General features: G+C 63.2%; 18 protein-coding genes. 8 read left to right on the forward strand and 10 right to left on the reverse strand.

The window, feature by feature from the left end:
• Positions 1 to 146 precede the first annotated feature (146 nt).
• The 4 genes from NKJ04_RS00100 to NKJ04_RS00115 form a co-directional block, all read right to left on the reverse strand.
• A complete protein-coding gene (locus tag NKJ04_RS00100) occupies positions 147 to 1,130 on the reverse strand; it encodes a 2-hydroxyacid dehydrogenase (RefSeq protein WP_352672710.1) in 984 nt (327 codons plus the stop codon).
• A complete protein-coding gene (locus NKJ04_RS00105) occupies positions 1,127 to 2,149 on the reverse strand; it encodes a LacI family DNA-binding transcriptional regulator (RefSeq protein WP_352673202.1) in 1,023 nt (340 codons plus the stop codon). Before NKJ04_RS00105 ends, NKJ04_RS00100 begins: the two co-directional genes overlap by 4 nt.
• A gap of 77 nt (positions 2,150 to 2,226) precedes the next feature.
• A complete protein-coding gene (locus NKJ04_RS00110; protein ID WP_352672712.1) occupies positions 2,227 to 3,111 on the reverse strand; it encodes a DMT family transporter in 885 nt (294 codons plus the stop codon).
• A gap of 193 nt (positions 3,112 to 3,304) precedes the next feature.
• Positions 3,305 to 3,712, reverse strand: a complete 408-nt coding sequence (locus NKJ04_RS00115; RefSeq protein WP_027039860.1) for a DUF2000 family protein — start codon at positions 3,710 to 3,712, stop codon at positions 3,305 to 3,307.
• Positions 3,713 to 3,762: 50 nt separating this feature from the next.
• Between NKJ04_RS00115 and NKJ04_RS00120 the strand changes: the two genes are divergently transcribed.
• Positions 3,763 to 4,632 (forward strand): AraC family transcriptional regulator, encoded by an 870-nt coding sequence (locus NKJ04_RS00120; RefSeq protein ID WP_352672714.1) that lies wholly within the window; start codon positions 3,763 to 3,765, stop codon positions 4,630 to 4,632.
• Positions 4,633 to 4,656: 24 nt separating this feature from the next.
• Here the strand turns inward: NKJ04_RS00120 and NKJ04_RS00125 are convergent, their stop codons facing one another.
• Both NKJ04_RS00125 and NKJ04_RS00130 read right to left on the reverse strand, forming a co-directional pair.
• Positions 4,657 to 5,127, reverse strand: coding sequence for a MarR family winged helix-turn-helix transcriptional regulator (locus NKJ04_RS00125; protein WP_013528223.1), 471 nt, complete (start codon positions 5,125 to 5,127; stop codon positions 4,657 to 4,659).
• A 215-nt stretch (positions 5,128 to 5,342) separates the two neighbouring features.
• Complete coding sequence (locus NKJ04_RS00130) at positions 5,343 to 6,089, reverse strand: intradiol ring-cleavage dioxygenase (RefSeq protein WP_352672716.1); 747 nt, start codon at positions 6,087 to 6,089, stop codon at positions 5,343 to 5,345.
• 198 nt (positions 6,090 to 6,287) lie between these two features.
• Between NKJ04_RS00130 and NKJ04_RS00135 the strand changes: the two genes are divergently transcribed.
• From NKJ04_RS00135 to NKJ04_RS00145, 3 genes are all read left to right on the forward strand, one after another.
• Positions 6,288 to 7,346 carry a CobW family GTP-binding protein gene (locus NKJ04_RS00135; RefSeq protein ID WP_352672718.1) on the forward strand — a complete coding sequence of 353 codons (1,059 nt, stop codon included), beginning with the start codon at positions 6,288 to 6,290 and terminating at the stop codon, positions 7,344 to 7,346.
• 44 nt (positions 7,347 to 7,390) lie between these two features.
• Positions 7,391 to 7,546, forward strand: a complete 156-nt coding sequence (locus NKJ04_RS00140; protein ID WP_502895800.1) for a type II toxin -antitoxin system TacA 1-like antitoxin — start codon at positions 7,391 to 7,393, stop codon at positions 7,544 to 7,546.
• 146 nt (positions 7,547 to 7,692) lie between these two features.
• A complete protein-coding gene (locus tag NKJ04_RS00145) occupies positions 7,693 to 8,667 on the forward strand; it encodes a WD40 repeat domain-containing protein (protein WP_352672720.1) in 975 nt (324 codons plus the stop codon).
• Between the two features lie 6 nt (positions 8,668 to 8,673).
• Here NKJ04_RS00145 and NKJ04_RS00150 read toward each other — a convergent pair whose 3' ends face one another.
• Positions 8,674 to 9,126: a hypothetical protein gene (locus NKJ04_RS00150; protein ID WP_023813615.1), complete on the reverse strand. Its 453-nt coding sequence runs from the start codon at positions 9,124 to 9,126 to the stop codon at positions 8,674 to 8,676.
• Positions 9,127 to 9,282: 156 nt separating this feature from the next.
• Between NKJ04_RS00150 and NKJ04_RS00155 the strand changes: the two genes are divergently transcribed.
• From NKJ04_RS00155 to NKJ04_RS00170, 4 genes are all read left to right on the forward strand, one after another.
• Positions 9,283 to 10,662, forward strand: coding sequence for an aspartate aminotransferase family protein (locus NKJ04_RS00155; RefSeq protein WP_352672722.1), 1,380 nt, complete (start codon positions 9,283 to 9,285; stop codon positions 10,660 to 10,662).
• Positions 10,663 to 10,694: 32 nt separating this feature from the next.
• A complete protein-coding gene (locus tag NKJ04_RS00160; RefSeq protein WP_164892837.1) occupies positions 10,695 to 12,080 on the forward strand; it encodes a glutamine synthetase family protein in 1,386 nt (461 codons plus the stop codon).
• A gap of 86 nt (positions 12,081 to 12,166) precedes the next feature.
• Entirely contained in the window at positions 12,167 to 13,402 is a 1,236-nt protein-coding gene (locus tag NKJ04_RS00165) for a putative DNA modification/repair radical SAM protein (protein ID WP_352672724.1), read from the forward strand.
• A gap of 2 nt (positions 13,403 to 13,404) precedes the next feature.
• Entirely contained in the window at positions 13,405 to 14,868 is a 1,464-nt protein-coding gene (locus tag NKJ04_RS00170; RefSeq protein ID WP_128302780.1) for a UdgX family uracil-DNA binding protein, read from the forward strand.
• A 63-nt stretch (positions 14,869 to 14,931) separates the two neighbouring features.
• Here the strand turns inward: NKJ04_RS00170 and NKJ04_RS00175 are convergent, their stop codons facing one another.
• The 3 genes from NKJ04_RS00175 to guaD all read right to left on the reverse strand — a co-directional run bounded on the left by NKJ04_RS00175 (position 14,932) and on the right by guaD (position 18,231).
• On the reverse strand, positions 14,932 to 16,197 hold the full coding sequence (locus tag NKJ04_RS00175) for a glycerate kinase type-2 family protein (protein WP_352442654.1): 1,266 nt from the start codon (positions 16,195 to 16,197) through the stop codon (positions 14,932 to 14,934).
• A complete protein-coding gene (locus NKJ04_RS00180) occupies positions 16,194 to 16,697 on the reverse strand; it encodes a heme-degrading domain-containing protein (RefSeq protein ID WP_352551286.1) in 504 nt (167 codons plus the stop codon). The genes NKJ04_RS00175 and NKJ04_RS00180 overlap by 4 nt, the downstream gene beginning before the upstream one ends.
• A gap of 217 nt (positions 16,698 to 16,914) precedes the next feature.
• Positions 16,915 to 18,231, reverse strand: coding sequence for a guanine deaminase (gene guaD, locus NKJ04_RS00185; RefSeq protein ID WP_352672727.1), 1,317 nt, complete (start codon positions 18,229 to 18,231; stop codon positions 16,915 to 16,917).
• Position 18,232 lies beyond the last annotated feature (1 nt).

An 18,232-nucleotide genomic window follows, 5' to 3' on the forward strand; every position in this document is an offset into this window, starting at 1 on the left:
TAGCGCCCCGCTCTTTGATTGTCGGCAGAGTACCTTCCTTCAGCCGCGTATCAAGCGCGTATCAGGATGCCGAAGTGTCAGAAGCACCGATTTCCGACCTATGGTTGCAGATCAGCCACGTTTCGCCGCCTATTCGGCCTATCTCGCTAGGTCCTGACCCTTATATGCGCCGTCTCCGGCACCGGCGTCAGCGGCCGGCGCTCGGTGAACCAGGACACCAGATTGTCGACGCAGAGATCCGCCATGGCGCGGCGGGTGTGGTCCGAGGCCGAGCCGACATGCGGCAACAGCGAGGTGTTGGGCGCATCGAGCAGCGCCTTGGGCACGTTCGGTTCGTCGGCAAAGACATCAAGACCGGCAGCCGCGATGGTGCCGGTGGCAAGGGCTGCCGCAAGCGCTGCCTCGTCGACCGTGCTGCCGCGACCGATGTTGACGAAGACGCCGTTGGCGCCAAGCGCCGACAGGATCTCGGCATTGACCGCCTTCTCCGTCGAGGCGCCCCCCGGCACGACCGAAATCAGCGTATCGACGGCTTCGGCAAGCCCTTTCAGGGTCGCATGGTACTGGTAGGAAAGACCTTCGACACGGCGCCGGTTGTGGTAGGCGACCGGCAAGCCAAAAGCTTCCAGACGCCGGGCGATGGCCTGCCCGATGCGGCCCATGCCGAAAATACCCACACTGCGCCCGCGCAAGGTCAGCCGGCTCAGCGGATAGTTGCCCTTGCGCACCCAGCTGCCGTCACGCAACCAGGTTTCGGCGCGCGGCAGATCGCGGATGGTGTTGATCAACAGCCCGATCGTGGTGTCAGCGACCTCCTCGGTCAACACGTCGGGCGTGTTGGTGACCATGATGTTCTTCGCTCGGGCATGGCCGACATCGACCGAATCATAGCCGACGCCGAAGGAGGCGATGAGTTCGAGGTTGGGCAATGCATCCATCATCGCCGCGTCGATGCCGGCAAACGAAGCGATGCCGCGCACATCACCGCGCATCTCGTCAGTGACGAGCGCCGGATCGGCGCGTTCGATTGTGACACGCCTGAACGTGCGGTTGATGCGGTCGACCGCATGGGCGTTGAAATCGCCCGGCACCAGGATGGCGACGGATTGCAGCTGTTCGGCCTTGGTCATACACGCTCCACCGGCTTGCCGGTCGACTGACGCACATGCAGTTCCGGCTTGATCAATTCCTGCGAGGGCCGCACCGTCTGGCCGTTGAGCTTGTCGAGCAGCGCGCTGGCGGCGCGGCGGCCAACCTCGCGCTGGCCGTTCCAGACAGTGGTCAGCGCCGGCGTCGCGATCGCCGCTTCCTCAAGGTCATCATAGCCGGTAACGGAGATGTCGACGCCGGGCACAAGGCCGGCACGGGCAATGCCGTTCATCAGGCCGATGGCGACAAGGTCGTTCCAGCAGCAGGCAGCCGTCGGCCTGTCCTTCAGCGCCAGGAACTGTCCGGCGGCCTCGAAGCCGGCCTGCTTGGTGCGCGGCCCGGCGATGCGCCATGACGACCTGACTTCCAGCCCGGCCGCCTCCATCGCATTGACATAGCCCTGGTAGCGGTCACGGCCGGTCGAGGTCTGGTCGGTGCCGCCGATCATGGCGATGCGCTTGTGGCCGAGCGAGATCAGATGGTTGGTGGCAAGGCCTGTCCCATAAGAGTCGTCGCCGCGAAACACCGGCACGTCGGCACCCTCGACGGTGCGCGCGATCAGCACAGCGGGGAGGCCGTTCTCCTCGGCCATCAGGATGTCGGAAGCCGGCGTGCCTATCGCCGGCGACATGATGACGCCGTCGGCGCCGAGCTGCAAAAGCGTATCGATGAAGGTGCGCTGCTTTTCGAGCTGATCATAATGATTGGACAGGATGAAGGTCTGCCGGCTGCGGTCGAGCTCGCTTTCGATCGAGCGCAGGATCTCGGCGAAGAATGGGTTCATGATGTCGTGGACGACGACGCCGACAATGCCGGAACGCGAGGTGCGCAGGCTGGCGGCGCGTCGGTTGTAGATATAGCCGATGGCGCGGGCATGTTCCTTGATGCGGTCGCGGGTGGTGCCGGCAACCAGAGGGCTGTCGCGCAGCGCCAGCGAGACCGTGGCCGTGGACACGCCGAGCGCGTCCGCGATCGTCGAAAGCTTGATTTTTTGTGCCAGCGCCTTGCGCTCCCCGGACCTGAATTTCCAGACCTAAACTGTTTAAAGGCGGCGTTATGCCACCGATCGGGGGCAAATCAAAGTTTTTTTGCCAACGCTTCGGCCTCGACATCCGAGGCCGCGCGGCTCCGCAGCCGAAGCCTATGCTCGCGATGGACGATGTAGAGACCGCTGGCGACGATGATGGCGGCGCCGACCAATGTCCAGCGGTCGGGAAACTGCTTGAAGACGATCCAGCCGGAAATGATCATCCACACCATCTGCGAGTAGGGATAGGGCGCCAAAGCCGTGGTCGTCGCCAGCCGGTAGGCCTGGACCAGCAGCCAGTGACCGACGCCGCCGAACACGCCGAGCATGAGCAGCACGAACCAGTGCCAGCCATCATGCGGCAGGGAAAACGAAAACGGCAGCAGGGGCAACAGCAGCAGCGCCGGCGCCAGCGCCGAAAACAGGATGAGGCTCTCCGATGTCTCGGTCGCCGACATGCGGCGCGTCATGACGACGTAGAAGCAGTTCGACAGCATCGAGCCGAGCGCGAAGAGATGTCCGATGCCGAAAACGTCGACGCCTGGCCGGGTGATGATGAGGACACCGGCAAACGCCGCCAGGATGGCCAGCCAGCGCCGCCAGCCTGCCCACTCGCCAAGCAGCGGACCGGCCAGTGCCGTGATCACCATCGGCCCGAAGAAATAGATCGAAGTTGTCTCGGCCAGTTGCAGGGATTTGAGCGCCAGGACGTTAAAGATGGTCGAGCCGAACAGAAACGCGCCGCGCAGGACATGCGCCGGCAGGTTGACCGGGCGAAACCGCGCCGGTTGGCGCCAGCCGCGCAGCAGCGCGCCGACCAGCACCACATGCACGGCAAAGCGCACCCAGGCAACGACCAGCACGGAAACGCCGGCAAGGACGAGGTATTTGCTTGATGTGTCGAGGAAGGTGAAGCAGACATAAGTGGAAAGCATGCACAGGATCGCCACCGGGGGCGTCGCGCTTTCTACATGTCTTTGGGGAGCACTCACTTGAAGGCCGGGTGGGAAGCTGGGCTGGAGCCCACCTTTGCGGGAATTGCCGGCTCGCGGCAAGCCAATTGTCGGCCGTCGCCACGCCAAAGCCGGCTGGCACAACAAGAGCCGCCGGCAGGCGTAGTGTCCCAGGCTAGGCGTGCATGCGGGCGCCCTTGGTGATCTTGTCGACCAGCTTCTTGTCGGCGCGAAGCGCGATGCCGACCATCTTGGCGTCTTCAGGCGCGAATTCGGCGAAGACGGCACGATTGGCCGCGTCAAAGCCGGTCGCGAACATCTCCTCGACATAGAGCGAGGTCGTCACGCCGCGCTCCAGGGTGCGCCGGTGGATGGTGCCCAGCGTTGCCTGGTCGGCGGACAGCACGATGACCGGCTGGATCGACAGCGGATTGTAGAGATTGCCGGCGCGGTCACGATAGGGTTCGCCGATGATGTCCGGAAACTGCGCAACGATGCCGCTGGTGAGGAAGGCCGTGACGTTGAGTTTCTGCCAGACAGGCAGATCTTCCCTGAGCACGATTGCAAATTTCGTATCGAACATGAGACATTGACCATTCAAGCTTGTGCCCCAATGCGAGGCTGAAGGAGACGATGTCGCACGATCTAGACAGCCAGGCCTTCAAGGGTCTTGGACGTTTGTGCGCAGATGCGGCGGAAAACTGCATCATCTCCGCCCCCGATCCCGCCGGCATGGAGCGGATCGAGGCGCGCTTCCATGGCAGCGCGTTCGAGCTGCATCGCCACGACACCTACTCGATCGGGGTGACGCTGCACGGGGTGCAGACGTTTCGCTATCTCGGCGCTGCGCGCCACAGCCTGCCCGGCCAGATCATCGTGCTGCATCCCGACGAGTTGCACGACGGCGGTGCCGGCACCGAGGACGGCCTGCGCTACCGAATGCTCTATCTGGAGCCGTCGCTGATGCTCGATTGCCTCGGCGGCGCTTCGCTGCCTTTTGTCAGGGATGGCGTGGTGACGGACGCCGCCTTTTGCGCAACGTTGCTTTCGGCGCTGGGGCCGCTGGAGCAGGAACTCGACGAGCTGTTCGTCGACGACTTCCTGGCGCAACTGATGCAAAGCCTGACACGGCATGGCGGCTGGTCGGCGAAGCCGATGACCAGGACGGCGTGGCGGGCGGCTGCGCTGGCGCGCGACTATCTCACGGAAAACCTGAACCGGCCGGTGCGTTCCGGCGAACTGGAAGCGATAACCGGGCTTGATCGTTATGCCTTGTCACGGCATTTCCGCGCGGCGTTCTCGACCAGTCCGCATCGCTTCCTGGTGATGCGCCGGCTTCAGCGTGCGCGGCGGATGATCGCTGCCGGCGAACCGTTGGCGCAGATCGCGGTCGAAGCCGGCTTCAGCGACCAGAGCCATTTCATCAGGCAATTCAAGAAGGCGTTCGGCATGACGCCGGGACGCTGGTCGTCGCTGATCCAGGGCTCTGCCGCGGCGGCCTGATCGCCTGCCGCGACAATCTTCCGGTCAGTCGTCCGACTCGGCGTCGTCGTCGATGAGCACCAGTTCCTCGTTCGAGAGGTTGGCCTCGATGCGGGCAAGCAGTTTGAACAGCGACTTCTGGTCCTTCTTGTCGAGGCCCTTCAGCGCCTGCTTTTCGGTCTTCTTCACCGATTTCTCGATGGCGTGGATGATGTCGCGGCCTGTATCGGTGAGGAAGATATGGGCCTGGCGGGCATCGGCCTCCGAGGCGCGCTTCTCCAGGAAACCCTGGGCCTGCAGCCGGTTGATGGTCTTGGTGATCGTCGGCGGGCGCACGCCGAGACGTCCGGCAAGATTGCCCGGCGTCTGACCGTCCTCACGGTCGAGCGCCAACATGATCTGGTCCTGGCCGGCATAGAAGCCGTGCGCCAGAAGCCGGGCAGCCAGCGCCGTTCTTGCCAGCCTTGCCGCGGAATGCAGCCGGCTCATTGTCGCAGTCTTGTCCGCCTTGGCCATGGTCTTCCCTCTTCGGCCGTACCGGTGCGGGCAGCATAGAGGCAGCCGGCCGGTTGGCAATCGACGATCAAAAAGATTCCGGTGCTTCAAACAGCTTTGCCGGCAAGCATTGTGGTGTCCGCCGTGGCTAATGCCAGATGTTTATTTCAGTTAGATGACAAACGAATTCCCAGCCGGAGTTTTCGTCGCGAGCAGGGTGGTGGAGTGACCGCCGCTCAGCCGGGCTTCACCGCCACGATCATCAGCGCCTGATAGGCATCCTCCAGTTCGCGCAGCGCAGCCTGCGATTGCGGTCCGGCCCGCCTGGCGATGCCGTCCGCGGCGTTCGAGGTGTCGCGCTTGCCAGGCCGGTCATTATAGGGCGCGACTGTGGTGAATATCTGCTCGTTGAGGCTGTCGGGGAAGAACAACTGTCCGGTCATCACCGAACTGTCGTTAGGGAAGACCTTGAAATGGATATGGGTGGTGCGGCCGCGATACCAGCCGGGATAGATGGTGGCGAAGGAAACGATGCCGCTTGCATCGGTCTTCTGCCAACCACGCAGGAAGGTCTGGCCCGACGTGTCGACGTCGCGGCCGTCACCCTGTCTGGGATAGCCGGAATAGGCGCCTTGCGCGTCGCAATGCCAGATGTCGACGCGGGCGCCGACAAGCGGGCGGCAGGCCGCGTCGACGACCTGCAGCCGGACGTCAAGGGCAATACCTTTCTTGCCTTCGGTGACATCGGCACGTTCGAGTTTCGGGTCGAAATAGAACGGTCCCTCGGTCACTTCAGGCGTAATGGTGCAGACACCGGCGCCGTTTTCGAACAGAGCCAGTCCGGCATAAAACGAGGCCTGGGTAGCCGAAGGTTGGGCGGCTATCGCCGAGGCCGGCAGGAAGGCACCACCTCCGGCGGTGACCGCGATCAATCCGAGCGCCTGGCGCCGGCTCAATGAGAAAGAGGATGGCTTGCCGGACATATCTTGCCTCTCGAATTGGCCTTCCGCATCATGACTAGGCAATCACAGCGGCTCTCGCCAGTCAAAATCCGGCAATGCAGCAAGCCGGTTTGGCCCATCGGTTTGCCCCGTGCAAAAGCCCGGCGCACATCCTATATGGAACCGACAATCCCATTTCTTAGGCCGAATTTTCGCGGCCCAGATAATTCGAGGCAAGCCATGAGCGACGCACAGACGCAGATCCCCGTAACCGTTCTCACCGGCTATCTCGGCGCCGGCAAGACGACGCTGCTCAACCGCATCCTGTCGGAAAACCACGGCAAGCGCTACGCCGTTATCGTCAACGAATTCGGCGAAATCGGCATCGACAATGATCTGATCGTGGAATCCGACGAGGAAATCTACGAGATGAACAATGGCTGCATCTGCTGCACGGTGCGCGGCGACCTGATCCGTGTCGTCGAGGGCCTGATGCGCCGGCCAGGCCGCTTCGACGCCATCGTGGTCGAGACCACCGGGCTCGCCGATCCGGTGCCGGTGGCGCAGACCTTCTTCATGGACGACGACGTGCGCTCCAAGACCAGGCTTGACGCGGTGGTGGCACTGGTCGACGCCAAGCATCTGCCGTTGCGGCTCAAGGATTCCAGGGAAGCCGAGGACCAGATCGCCTTTGCCGACGTCGTCGTGCTCAACAAGACCGACCTCGTCACATCAGAAGAGCTCGCCAAGGTCGAAGCGACGATCCGCGCCATCAATCCGGCGGCGAAGATCCATCGCACCACCCGCGCCGGCGTCGACCTGTCCGAAGTGCTCGACCGCGGTGCCTTCGACCTGTCCCGGGCACTGGAAAACGATCCGCATTTCCTCGAGGCGCATGACGATGACAATCATCATGACCACGATCACGGCCATGACGGCCATGATCACCATGATCATGACGGACACGACCACCACCATCACGCTCATGCTTCCGACATCCATGACGTGACGGTGCAGTCGGTGTCGCTGCGCGGCGGCGAGATGGACCCGAAGAAATTCTTCCCCTGGATCGAGAAGATCACCCAGATGGAAGGCCCCAACATCCTGCGGCTGAAGGGCATCATCGCGCTCAAGGGCGACGACGAGCGCTATGTCATCCAGGGCGTGCACATGATCATCGAGGGCGACCACCAGCGCGCCTGGAAGGACGGCGAGAAGCATGAGAGCCGGCTGGTGTTCATCGGCCGCGAACTCGACGCCGAACGGCTGAGGAAGAGCTTTGACGCCTGCCAGGCGTAATTTTGCTCGGGTAGGAACAAGTGATGCCTAGATCGACCGATAGCATGACTGAGCATGAAGCCCAGCCCGCGATCGATGCCGCCGAGGTAGTGAGGGTGTCCGCCACCGATTTCGTGCGTATCCTCGATCTGCTGGAACGCCCGCCGAAGCCCAACGCCAAGCTACGCAAAGTGATAGCGGCGTTGCCAAACACACTGTAACGGCACCCGCTTAACGCGAGGAGTCGATCGCGAAACAGCGCGATCGAACATCCTTCGATGGCAACCCTTATGGTTGCCGGAACCGCAAACGTCGAGTAAGCCGCCGGGTTGTCTCTGCAATCTCGTCCAGGTGAATAAAGATAACCATGCCAACCGTCGCCCCGCTTGATCTCCAGGGACATTGCATCGCCGCCGTCTTTCTCGGTGACGTGCCGCATTTCGCGATGGCCGACGGCGTCGTCCATCGGCTCGACCATGGCCACAAGACAGTTCAGGCCAATGACGGGCTGCTGGCCGCCTTCCATGATGCGGCCAACGACCGGCTGATCACCGGCGGCGAGGACGGCAAGGTGTTTGCCGTGAAAGCGGGCGGCGAGGCCACGGAATTGGCAAGCGCCGCCAGGAAGTGGATCACCAGCGTTGCCGCCGGGCCGCAAGGCGCCATCGCCTATGCCTCAGGCAAGACCGCCTTCGTGCGCTTCGCCGACGGCAAGACCAGGGAATTCACCCATCCGCGTTCGGTCGAGGGCCTGGCCTTCTCGCCCAAGGGCATGCGCTTCGGCGTTGCTCGCTACAATGGCGCGACGCTGCATTTCCCCGCCGCCGAGGGCAAGCCGGTGGAACTCGAATGGGCCGGTGCCCACACCGGCGTCACCTTCTCGCCGGATGGCGCCTTCCTCGTCACCACCATGCAGGAAAACGCGCTGCACGGCTGGAAGCTCGCCGACGGCAAGCACATGCGCATGACCGGCTATCCCGGCAAGGTGAAAAGCCTGTCGTGGAGCGTGAAGGGCAAGTGGCTGGCGAGTTCCGGCGCGCCGGCGGCGATCGTCTGGCCGTTTTCGGGCAAGGATGGGCCGATGGGCAAGGCGCCGCTGGAACTCGGCACGCGAGGCAACGCCATGGTGACGGCTGTCGCCTGCCATCCGAGCCAGGATGTCGTCGCCATAGGCTATGATGACGGCATGGTGATGGCGGTGCGTTTTGCCGACGCCAAGGAAGTGCTGTTGCGACGGCCGGGCAAGGGCTCCATCACCTCGATGATGTGGGACAAGGAAGAACGCCGTGTCGCCTTCGGCAGTGCCGCCGGCGATTGCGGCGTCATCGACATCACGGCCTGACCCCGCTCACTCCGCTCCACACGACACTTTGCCGCTGATTTCAACCGGTTTGCCGTCCTGGTCCGTATCCGCCGCGGCGTCGTAGATGGAGAGCGTATAGCTCCCGTCATAGACGCCTTCGTCGCTGGTCTTGGTCAGGATCGTCAGTTCGATCGAGTTGATCTTTTGCGCGGCCTCGTGCTCACGATAGATGTTCAGCCGCAATTCCTTGCCGTCGAGCCAGTACTGCGTCAGGTTGGAATCCTCGAACACGGTCTTGCGCAGGCTGTCGCCGGCAGGCCGGCTCAGAATTTCGAGGTTGCCGCGAAAGTTGAAGGTCGGCCCGCCCATGCCTCTGGTGACGCCTGCCTCGACCTCGAATGTCGCCGCCGTGTCCTCGGTGGAGCACCAGATGCCGCCCGACGCAAAGGCAGCGCCAGCCGACGACAGAAGCATTGCCACACACATGATCGTTCTCATTTTGCCCCTCCACCTCAAATCCCGCTCATATTGGCGCTGACTTCGGCAGCACGGTCAAGCGCCGCTGCCAAAGGCTGAGCCAACGCAGGACAGATGCGCGGCCAATTGCGGATGCGGACACGGATTGGCTAAGAGGGATCGACCAGAGGGGTTTTCATGCACAGCGATATGTCCAAGACGTCCATCGGCGGCATCGGCCGCGACCGCATTGCCGATTTGCGCGAAACCGAGGGGGCAGCCTTCCGCAAGGCGCGGCCAAAATCGCAAGCCAAGATCGGCAACGGCCTGCCCGGCTTCTTCGGCGGCGTGCCTATGCACTGGATGAACGATTGGCCGACGCCGTTCCCGATCCTGGTCGACAGCGCCAGGGGTGCCACGATCACCGATATCGACGGAAACAAGCTCGACGATTTCTGCCTTGGAGACACCGGCTCGATGTTCGGCCATTCGCCGCCACCGGTGGCACGCGCCATCCGCCGCCAGGCTGGACGCGGCCTGACCTATATGCTGCCTTCGGAAGATGCGCTGGCCATAGGGTCGCTGCTGCAGCAGCGCTTCGGCATGCCGTTCTGGCAGATCGCGACGACGGCGACCGACGCCAACCGCTTTGCATTGCGCGTCGCCCGCGCAATCACCGGCCGCGAAAAAATCCTGGTCTTCAACGGTTGCTATCATGGCTCGGTCGACGAGACGATGGTGCGGCTGATCGACGGCAAGCCCGTCAACCGGCCAGGATTGGCGGGCGAGTTCCGCGACTTGACCCGCACGGCCAAGGTCATCGAGTTCAACGATATCTCAGCACTCGAAGCCGCGCTCAGGGATAAGGACGTCGCCTGCGTCATCGCCGAGCCGGTGCTGACCAATTCCTGCATGGTGCTGGCCGATCCGGGCTACCATGACGCCCTGCGCAAACTGACGCGCCAAACCGGCACGCTGCTTCTGATCGACGAGACGCACACGATCTCGACCGGCCCCGGCGGCTACACGATGGAATATGGCCTCGACCCGGACTTCTTCGTCCTGGGCAAGCCTATTGCCGGCGGTGTGCCGGCAAGTGTGTGGGGCATGAGCGACGACGTTGCCTCACGCTACGCCGACTACAACAGGACCAAGGAGCCGGGCTATTCCGGCATGGGCACGACGCTCTCGGCCAACCCGCTGCAGTTCGCGGCGATGCGCGCCACGCTCGAAGAGGTGATGACGCAGGAAAATTACGACCGGATGGATCATCTGGCGCGGCGGCTCGATGCCGGGCTGACCGGCGTGATCGACCGCTATCGTCTGCCCTGGCATGTTTCCCGTGTCGGCGCTCGTGTCGAGTTCATCTGTGCGCCCGGTCCGCTGCGCAATGGCGCCGAGGCGGAAATGGCGCATGCACCGGAACTGGAGGCCGCCATCCATGTCGCGCTGGTCAATCGCGGCGTGCTGATCGCACCCTTCCACAACATGATGCTGATCTCGCCGGCGACCACCGGGACCCAGGTCAACCGGCTGATCACCGCCTTCGGCGCGGTTGCGGCAAAGCTTGCGGCATGAGACAAGCGGCGATGGACCACCCCAACGCCATGATGACCTCACCTTCGGGCTCGACACCTGCCGAGGCGCACGCCTTTCTCGACGCCCATCCCGAGATCGAGGCCTTCGATATCGTGCTGACCGATGCCAATGGCGTCGGCCGTGGCAAGATCGTGCGCCGGCATGAGCTGAAGAGCATCTTCGAGGGCGGCCGCCATATGCCGATCTCGATCCTCGGCCTCGACATCACCGGCGAGGATGTGCACGAGACCGGGCTGATCTGGACTACCGGCGACGGCGACCTACGCGCCTGGCCGATCCCCGGCACGCTGGTGCCGCTCTACGGCACGAGCCCGCCGCGCGGCCAGTTGCTGATGGCGATGTACATGCTCGACGGCCGGCCGATGTCGTCGGACCCCCGGCTGGCGCTGGCGCGGCAAGTCGACATCCTGGCGGCCAAGGGTCTCTATCCGGCCGGCGCCTTCGAGCTCGAATTCTTCCTGCTGGCCAATGAGCGCGACGCCGACGGCAAGGTGCAGCCGGCGCGCGCGGTTCTCGATGGCCGCGTCTCGGGCAAGACCGAAGTCTATTCCGTCGATCATCTGCACGGCATGGAGCCGCTGTTTTCCGACATCTATGCGGCGGCCAAGGCGCAAGGCATTCCGGCCGAGACGGTGATTTCCGAATATGCGCCCGGCCAGTACGAATTGACGCTGAACTACCGCAAGGACGTGATGCGGGCGGCCGACGACCTGGTCATGCTGAAGCGGCTGGTGCGGGCGCAGGCGCGCCGCCATGGCGTTACCGCCTGTTTCATGGCCAAGCCGATTGAGAAATATGCCGGCTCGGGCATGCATTTCCACGTCTCGCTGCAGGACAAGGCCGGAAGAAACGTCTTTGCCGAAGCCGGTGGCGAGAGCTGGTCGCTGCCGCTGCTGCAGGGGCTTGGTGGCCTCATCCAGACGATGGCGGAATCGATGCTGGTGTTTGCGCCGCACGCCAATTCCTGGCGGCGTTTCGTCTCGCAATCCTATGCGCCGGTGGCGCCGACCTGGGGCGTCAACAACCGCTCGGTGGCGCTACGCGTGCCGGCAGGCGACGCGAAGAACCGGCGCATCGAGCACCGCCCGTCCGGCGTCGACGCCAACCCTTATCTGATCGCCGCGACCGTGCTCGCCGGCATCATCAAGGGCATGGATGAAGGCCTCGATCCGGGCCCCGAAACGACCGGCAACGGCTATGAGGCAGCGGTCACGCGCACGACCATGCCTGTCGACTGGCGCGCCGCGATCGAAGCGGCGCGGACGTCCAGCTTCCTGAAGAACGCGCTCGGCGAGGACCTGCACCGGACCTTCGTGGCGATCAAACAGTCCGAGTATCTGCGGGTGGCACGCACGGTCAGCGAACTGGATTACCACCTCTATCTGCACGAGGTTTGATGGATTCATGATGGGCGGCGATCACTTTTTCGCCGCCTCCATCAAATGAGGTAGCGGATCTCCTGTTCAGAACATATCATGAACATATGAGCGCACTTACCGTCCGTGAAAAGCTGGCGATCCTCTCCGACGCCGCCAAATACGATGCCTCCTGCGCCTCTTCCGGTGCTGCAAAAAAGGATTCCTTGAAATCCGGCGGCATCGGCTCCACCGAAGGCATGGGCATCTGTCATTCCTACGCGCCGGATGGCCGCTGCATTTCCCTTCTCAAGATCCTGCTGACCAATTTCTGCATCTACGATTGCAGCTATTGCATCAACCGCTCGTCGTCCAATGTGCGGCGCGCCCGTTTCACCATCGAAGAGGTGGTGAAACTGACCATGGATTTCTACAGGCGCAACTATATCGAAGGCCTGTTCCTGTCCTCCGGCGTCGTCCGCTCACCGGACGAGACCATGGGCGAGATGGTCGAGGTGGCACGCCGGCTGCGCTTGGAGGAGAAGTTCTCCGGCTACATCCATCTGAAGACGATCCCGGAAAGTTCGGCGTCACTGGTCGAGAAGGCAGGGCTTTATGCCGACCGGCTGTCGATCAACGTTGAACTGCCGACCGATGAGGGCGTGAAGCGGCTGGCGCCCGAGAAGAAGCCGGAGACAATCCGGCTTTCCATGGCCAGGCTGCGCCAGAAGATGGAGGAGAAGGCTGAGCCGACTTTGAAGACCAAGAAGCGCGAACGCTTTGCGCCGGGCGGTCAGTCGACGCAGATGATCATCGGCGCCGACAAGACATCCGACGACGGCATCCTTCACACCAGCGCGCGGCTCTATGGCAGCTATCATCTGCGGCGCGTCTATTACTCGGCTTTCAGCCCCATTCCGGATTCGTCATCGTCGCTGCCCTTGCTGAAACCACCGCTGATGCGCGAGCACCGGCTCTATCAGGCCGACTGGCTGATGCGGTTCTATGGGTTTTCACAGCCGGAAATCCTTGCCGGGAGCAGCGACGGCATGCTCGATCTCGCCATAGACCCGAAGCTCGCCTGGGCGCTGCGCAACCGGGGACAGTTTCCGGTCGACATCAACCGCGCCGACCGCGAAGCGCTGCTGCGGGTGCCGGGTCTCGGCACCAAGGTGGTGGCGAAGATTTTGGAGACGCGCCGGCACCGGCGCATGCGGCTCGAGGACGTCGGACGGATCTGCCAGTCGGTCGCCAAGCTCAGGCCCTTCATCATCGCCGAAGGCTGGTCACCTGGTGCGCTGACCGACAAGGCCGGCCTGCGCGACAGGATCGCCTACTCCTGCGAACAATTATCGTTGTTTTGATCATGCGGCCGGCGCAACTCGATCTCGCCAGATACAGAGTTCGGCTCGACAGCGAGACGGATTTTGCCGGCTGGCGTGACGCGGCACGGCGGCTCGCCCTGAATGAGGTCAGGCCCGAGGACGTCGGCTGGCATGTCGCGCCGGGCTCTGATCAGGCAGAATTGCCTGAAGTGCCTGCGGGCGCGCAGCTCGTCGTGCCGCGCGACTTCATCGGGCATGCCGAAACGGCGTTCTGCCATTCCGATTCCGGCCGGTTTGCCTTTCTCTACAGAGTGCTTTGGCGATTGCGCGACGAGCCTAAACTGCTGGAAATCGCGTCGGATCCCGACACCAGGCGGCTTGAGACCATGGAAAAGGCGGTGCGGCGCGACAGCCACAAGATGCACGCCTTCGTGCGCTTCCGAAAAATCGGCGACGGTGCCGATGAGCGCTATGTCGCCTGGTTCGAGCCGGATCATTTCATCGTCGAGCGCAACGCCGATTTCTTCGTCAGGCGTTTCACCGGCATGCGCTGGACGATCCTGACGCCCTATGCCTCCGCCGATTGGGATGGCGAAAGGCTGGCGATGGGGCCGGGTGCTGCCAAGGGCGATGCGCCTGATCAAGACGACACCGAGGCGCTCTGGCGGACTTATTTCGAGAACATCTTCAACCCGGCGCGGCTGAAGGTGAAGGCGATGCAAAGGGAGATGCCAAAGAAATATTGGCGGAACCTTCCCGAGGCCTCGCTCATTCCAGACATGATCGCAGGAGCGGACAAGGCCGCCAAGGACATGATTGCGAAGATGCCGACAACACCCGCGCCGCACCACGCAAAGGTGCAGGCACGGCATTGGCCGAAGCAACAGCCTGCCGAGACGGCGGAGGACGATGCCGCAAGCACGATTTCCGAGTTGCGTGAGGTAGCGAAAGGCTGCCGTCGCTGCCCGCTTTGGCGCGACGCGACGCAGACCGTCTTCGGTGAGGGCCCCGACAATGCCAAAGTGATCTTCGTCGGCGAACAGCCGGGGGATCAGGAGGATCTCGCCGGCAAACCTTTCGTTGGTCCGGCCGGCAAGGTGTTCGATGCGATCCTGGACGATGCCGGTGTCGATCGGCAAAAGGTCTATGTCACCAACGCAGTCAAGCACTTCAAGTTCGAGCCGCGCGGCAAGCGCCGCATCCACTCCAAGCCGAATTCCGGTGAGATTCAGGCCTGCCGCTGGTGGATCGACCAAGAATTCGAGCTGATCAAGCCTAACCTCGCCGTGGCACTCGGCGCGACAGCGGCGATGTCGCTGCTCGGCAAGGCGATCCCGGTGACAAAGATGCGCGGACAAGTGATCGAGCGCGAGGACGGATTGCGCGTGTTCATCACCATCCATCCCTCCTTCATCCTGCGCATCCACGATCGGGCGGACAAGGAAGCCGAACGCGAACGGTTCCTGCAGGATATGAAGCTGGTGAAGCGGCTGATGGCCGCCTGATCAGTTTTGTTTTTGCGCGATTCCAGACGGAAAACCGCTTCACACTTCCTGGAATTGCTTCAGCTACCTGATCAGAATTGCCCTGAGATCGTTGACATTCGTACCGGTCGGGCCGGGTACGAAAAGATCGCCAACCGCGTTGAAGGCCGTCCAGGCATTGTTGCCGGCAAGCATAGCCTTGGCGTCCACCCCGGCTGCGCGCATGCGCGATACGGTCGAGCCATCGGCGAAGGCGCCGGCATTGTCTTCCGAACCGTCGATGCCGTCGGTGTCGGCGGCCAGCGCGTGAATGCCGTCGACGCCATTGATGCCGATGGCGAAGGCCAGCAGGAATTCCGAATTGCGGCCGCCCTTGCCTTTTGCGCGCAGCGTCACGGTTGTCTCGCCGCCCGACAGGATCAGCACCGGCTTTTGAAATGGCCGGTTGCGCGTCGCCACTTCGCGCGCGATCGCGGCATGGACGCCGCCGACTTCGCGCGCTTCGCCCTCGATCGCATCGGAGAGGATGATGGCTTCAACGCCTTGCCGTTTCGCTTCCGCAACAGCCGCTTCGAGCGACACCCCGGCCGAAGCGATCAAATGCACCTCGTTGCGCGAAAAGCGCTCGTCATCCGGGCTTGGCGCATCGGCGGCCGGCGAATTGATATGCGCCATCACCGAGGCCGGCAGTTTCATGCCATAGGCCGATATCGAGGCCAGCGCGTCTGCGCGGCTGCCTGTATCCGGTACGGTTGGGCCGGAGGCGACCATTGCCGGATTGTCGCCGGGAATATCGGAGACGATCAGCGACACCACCCTGGCCGGCCATGCGGCCGCTGCCAGCCTGCCGCCCTTGATGGTGGAAAGGTGCTTGCGGATGGTGTTCATCGCCGCGATCGGCGCACCCGAGGCGAGCAGCGCCTCATTGACGGCGATCTCGTCGGCCAGCGTCAAGCCGCCGGCGGGCGACGGCAACAGCGCCGATCCGCCGCCGGAAATCAGCGCCACCACTAGGTCATCCTCAGTCAGCCCCTGGACCTTGGCGAGCAGGCGCCGCGAGGCTTCCAGACCGGCAGCGTCCGGCACCGGATGAGCCGCCTCGATGATCTCGATGCGCTCGCAGGTCGCGCCATAGCCATAGCGGGTGACGACCAGCCCTTCGATCGGGCCGGCCCACACTTTCTCGAACGCTGCCGCCATCTGCGCCGAGCCTTTGCCCGCGCCGATGACGATGGTACGGCCCTTTGGCTTGGCCGGCAGATGATCCCGGATGGTTCGTTCCGGATCGGCGGCGGCAACGGCGGCGTTGAAGATGGAGGTCAGGAAGGCCTTGGGATCGAGCACGGTCATTCGGCGTCCCGAGGCAATGCCAGCCCGCGCTTGTCGACGCCCAAATGATCGCACAGCGCATCGACGACGACGCCATGATCCTCCCGCTCCGGCAGTCCGGAGACGGCGATCACACCAATGACGCCGGCGCCCTTGACGGTCACCGGAAAGCCACCGCCGGCCAGCACGTAGTCGGCAATATCCAGCCCTTCGCCGATCTTGAAGCTGCGGTCCGGGCGCTGCTGTTCCAGCACCATGCGGTAGGTGCTTCTCAGGAACCGCTTGACCACATTGGTCTTGCGCCGCGCCCAGTCGGGGTTCGAGGCGTTCGAACCCGGCATCGCGGCGTAGAACAGCGGCCGGTCCCACAGCCTGATGTCGACTATAATGGGCAGGTTCTCGGCAATTGCACGATCGCGAATGGCGGAGCCGATTTTGAAAGCGACGGCCTCGTCGAAGGTGGCGAAGACAAGGGTCTCTTCCTGTCTCTTGATCAGAGCGATGTCGTCAGCAACGGCCATTTTCTTTCTCCGAAATCGTCACACGTCGTGTGTACGACAAGCTCCGCTCGGTCAAGCTTCCGTGGAGCGGCCCCTCATCCGGCCGCTTCGCGGCCACCTTCTCCCCGGTGGGGAGAAGAGGAAAGCGTCGGCACTGGCGATCTCCTCTCCCCTCGGGGAGAGGTCGGATTGCCCCGAATTGCCCTTGCAATTTGGTTGGCAATCCGGGTGAGGGTTCTTACCCCGCGATCATATCCGCCTTGGCTGGCCGCCCCGCCACATAAACCTCGCGGACAGTGCGGTCGTCACCCAGCGTTTGCAGGAGAAACAGTTCCTGCGCCAGCGTCTCGACCGTTTCCATCCTGAGCCGCATCGCCGGCGTTGCCCTGGCGTCCAGCACGACGATGTCGGCATCGCTGCCTTCATCCAGCGTGCCGATCTTGTCAGCCACCGACAGCGCCTCGGCATTGCCGCGCGTCATCTGCCAGAAGGACTGGAGCGGGTTGAGCTTCTCTCCGTTCAGCGCGATCACCTTGTAGCCCTCGTCCATGGTGCGCAGCATGGAGTAGTTGGTGCCGCCGCCGACATCGGTGGCAGCGGCGATCCGGACCGGCTTGTCGCGGCGCCGGAAGCGCTGGTAGTCGAACAGGCCGGAACCGAGGAACAGGTTGGAGGTCGGGCAGAACACCGCTACCGAGCCCGAGTCCGAAAGCGCATCCGCTTCGCGCTCCGACAGATGGATGCAATGTCCAAACAGGCTCTTTTTGCCCAACAGCCCGTAGTGCTCGTAAACGTCGGTATAGTCGCGCGACCACGGGTAGAGTTCCTGCGTGAAAGCGATTTCGGCGTGGTTTTCCGACAGATGCGTCTGCATGTGCAGGTCGGGATATTCCCGACACAGCGCGCCCGCCATCTCCATCTGCTCCGGCGACGAGGTGATGGCGAAGCGCGGCGTGATGGCGTAGTGCTGCCGTCCCTTGCCATGCCATTCCTTGATCAGCGCCTTCGTGTCGTCGTAACCGGATTGCGGTGTGTCGAGCACGCCGTCGGGAGCATTGCGATCCATCATCACCTTGCCGGCAATGTTGAGCATGTTGCGGTCATGCGACTCGGCGAAAAAGGCTTCGGCTGAAGCCTTGTGCACCGAGCAGTAGGCGGCGACCGTTGTTGTACCGTGGCGCACCATTTCGTCGAGGAACAGCCGCGCGATGCGGCGGCCGTGCTGGGCGTTGGCGAACTTCGTTTCCTCCGGAAAGGTGTAGGTTTTCAACCAGTCGAGCAGTTCTGCGCCATAGGAGGCGATGACCTGCATCTGCGGAAAATGCACATGGGCATCTATAAAGCCGGGCAGCAGCAGATGCGGCCGGTGGTCGATTTTCTTCGCCGTCTCGCCGGCCTGCTTTTCAACATCGGCATAGGTGCCCGCAGCGACGATCCGGCGGTCGCGGATCAGCAGGCCGCCATCCTCCTCGTAGCGCCAGGCGGAATGATCGTCGATGGTCTGCGGCCAGCGCACGAAGGACAGCGTGCGGCCGCGCAGAAGCGTGGAGGTCATG

Source organism: Mesorhizobium sp. M0618 (assembly GCF_040320765.1).
GTDB lineage: Bacteria > Pseudomonadota > Alphaproteobacteria > Rhizobiales > Rhizobiaceae > Mesorhizobium.

Coding starts and splice junctions, on each gene's coding strand:
- NKJ04_RS00100 (WP_352672710.1), bottom strand. CDS start 1,130: ATGACCAAGGCCGAACAGCTGCAATCCGTCGCCATCCTGGTGCCGGGC.
- NKJ04_RS00110 (WP_352672712.1), bottom strand. CDS start 3,111: ATGCTTTCCACTTATGTCTGCTTCACCTTCCTCGACACATCAAGCAAA.
- NKJ04_RS00115 (WP_027039860.1), bottom strand. CDS start 3,712: ATGTTCGATACGAAATTTGCAATCGTGCTCAGGGAAGATCTGCCTGTC.
- NKJ04_RS00120 (WP_352672714.1), top strand. CDS start 3,763: ATGTCGCACGATCTAGACAGCCAGGCCTTCAAGGGTCTTGGACGTTTG.
- NKJ04_RS00125 (WP_013528223.1), bottom strand. CDS start 5,127: ATGGCCAAGGCGGACAAGACTGCGACAATGAGCCGGCTGCATTCCGCG.
- NKJ04_RS00130 (WP_352672716.1), bottom strand. CDS start 6,089: ATGTCCGGCAAGCCATCCTCTTTCTCATTGAGCCGGCGCCAGGCGCTC.
- NKJ04_RS00135 (WP_352672718.1), top strand. CDS start 6,288: ATGAGCGACGCACAGACGCAGATCCCCGTAACCGTTCTCACCGGCTAT.
- NKJ04_RS00140 (WP_502895800.1), top strand. CDS start 7,391: ATGACTGAGCATGAAGCCCAGCCCGCGATCGATGCCGCCGAGGTAGTG.
- NKJ04_RS00145 (WP_352672720.1), top strand. CDS start 7,693: ATGCCAACCGTCGCCCCGCTTGATCTCCAGGGACATTGCATCGCCGCC.
- NKJ04_RS00150 (WP_023813615.1), bottom strand. CDS start 9,126: ATGAGAACGATCATGTGTGTGGCAATGCTTCTGTCGTCGGCTGGCGCT.
- NKJ04_RS00155 (WP_352672722.1), top strand. CDS start 9,283: ATGCACAGCGATATGTCCAAGACGTCCATCGGCGGCATCGGCCGCGAC.
- NKJ04_RS00160 (WP_164892837.1), top strand. CDS start 10,695: ATGACCTCACCTTCGGGCTCGACACCTGCCGAGGCGCACGCCTTTCTC.
- NKJ04_RS00165 (WP_352672724.1), top strand. CDS start 12,167: ATGAGCGCACTTACCGTCCGTGAAAAGCTGGCGATCCTCTCCGACGCC.
- NKJ04_RS00170 (WP_128302780.1), top strand. CDS start 13,405: ATGCGGCCGGCGCAACTCGATCTCGCCAGATACAGAGTTCGGCTCGAC.
- NKJ04_RS00175 (WP_352442654.1), bottom strand. CDS start 16,197: ATGACCGTGCTCGATCCCAAGGCCTTCCTGACCTCCATCTTCAACGCC.
- NKJ04_RS00180 (WP_352551286.1), bottom strand. CDS start 16,697: ATGGCCGTTGCTGACGACATCGCTCTGATCAAGAGACAGGAAGAGACC.
- guaD (WP_352672727.1), bottom strand. CDS start 18,231: ATGACCTCCACGCTTCTGCGCGGCCGCACGCTGTCCTTCGTGCGCTGG.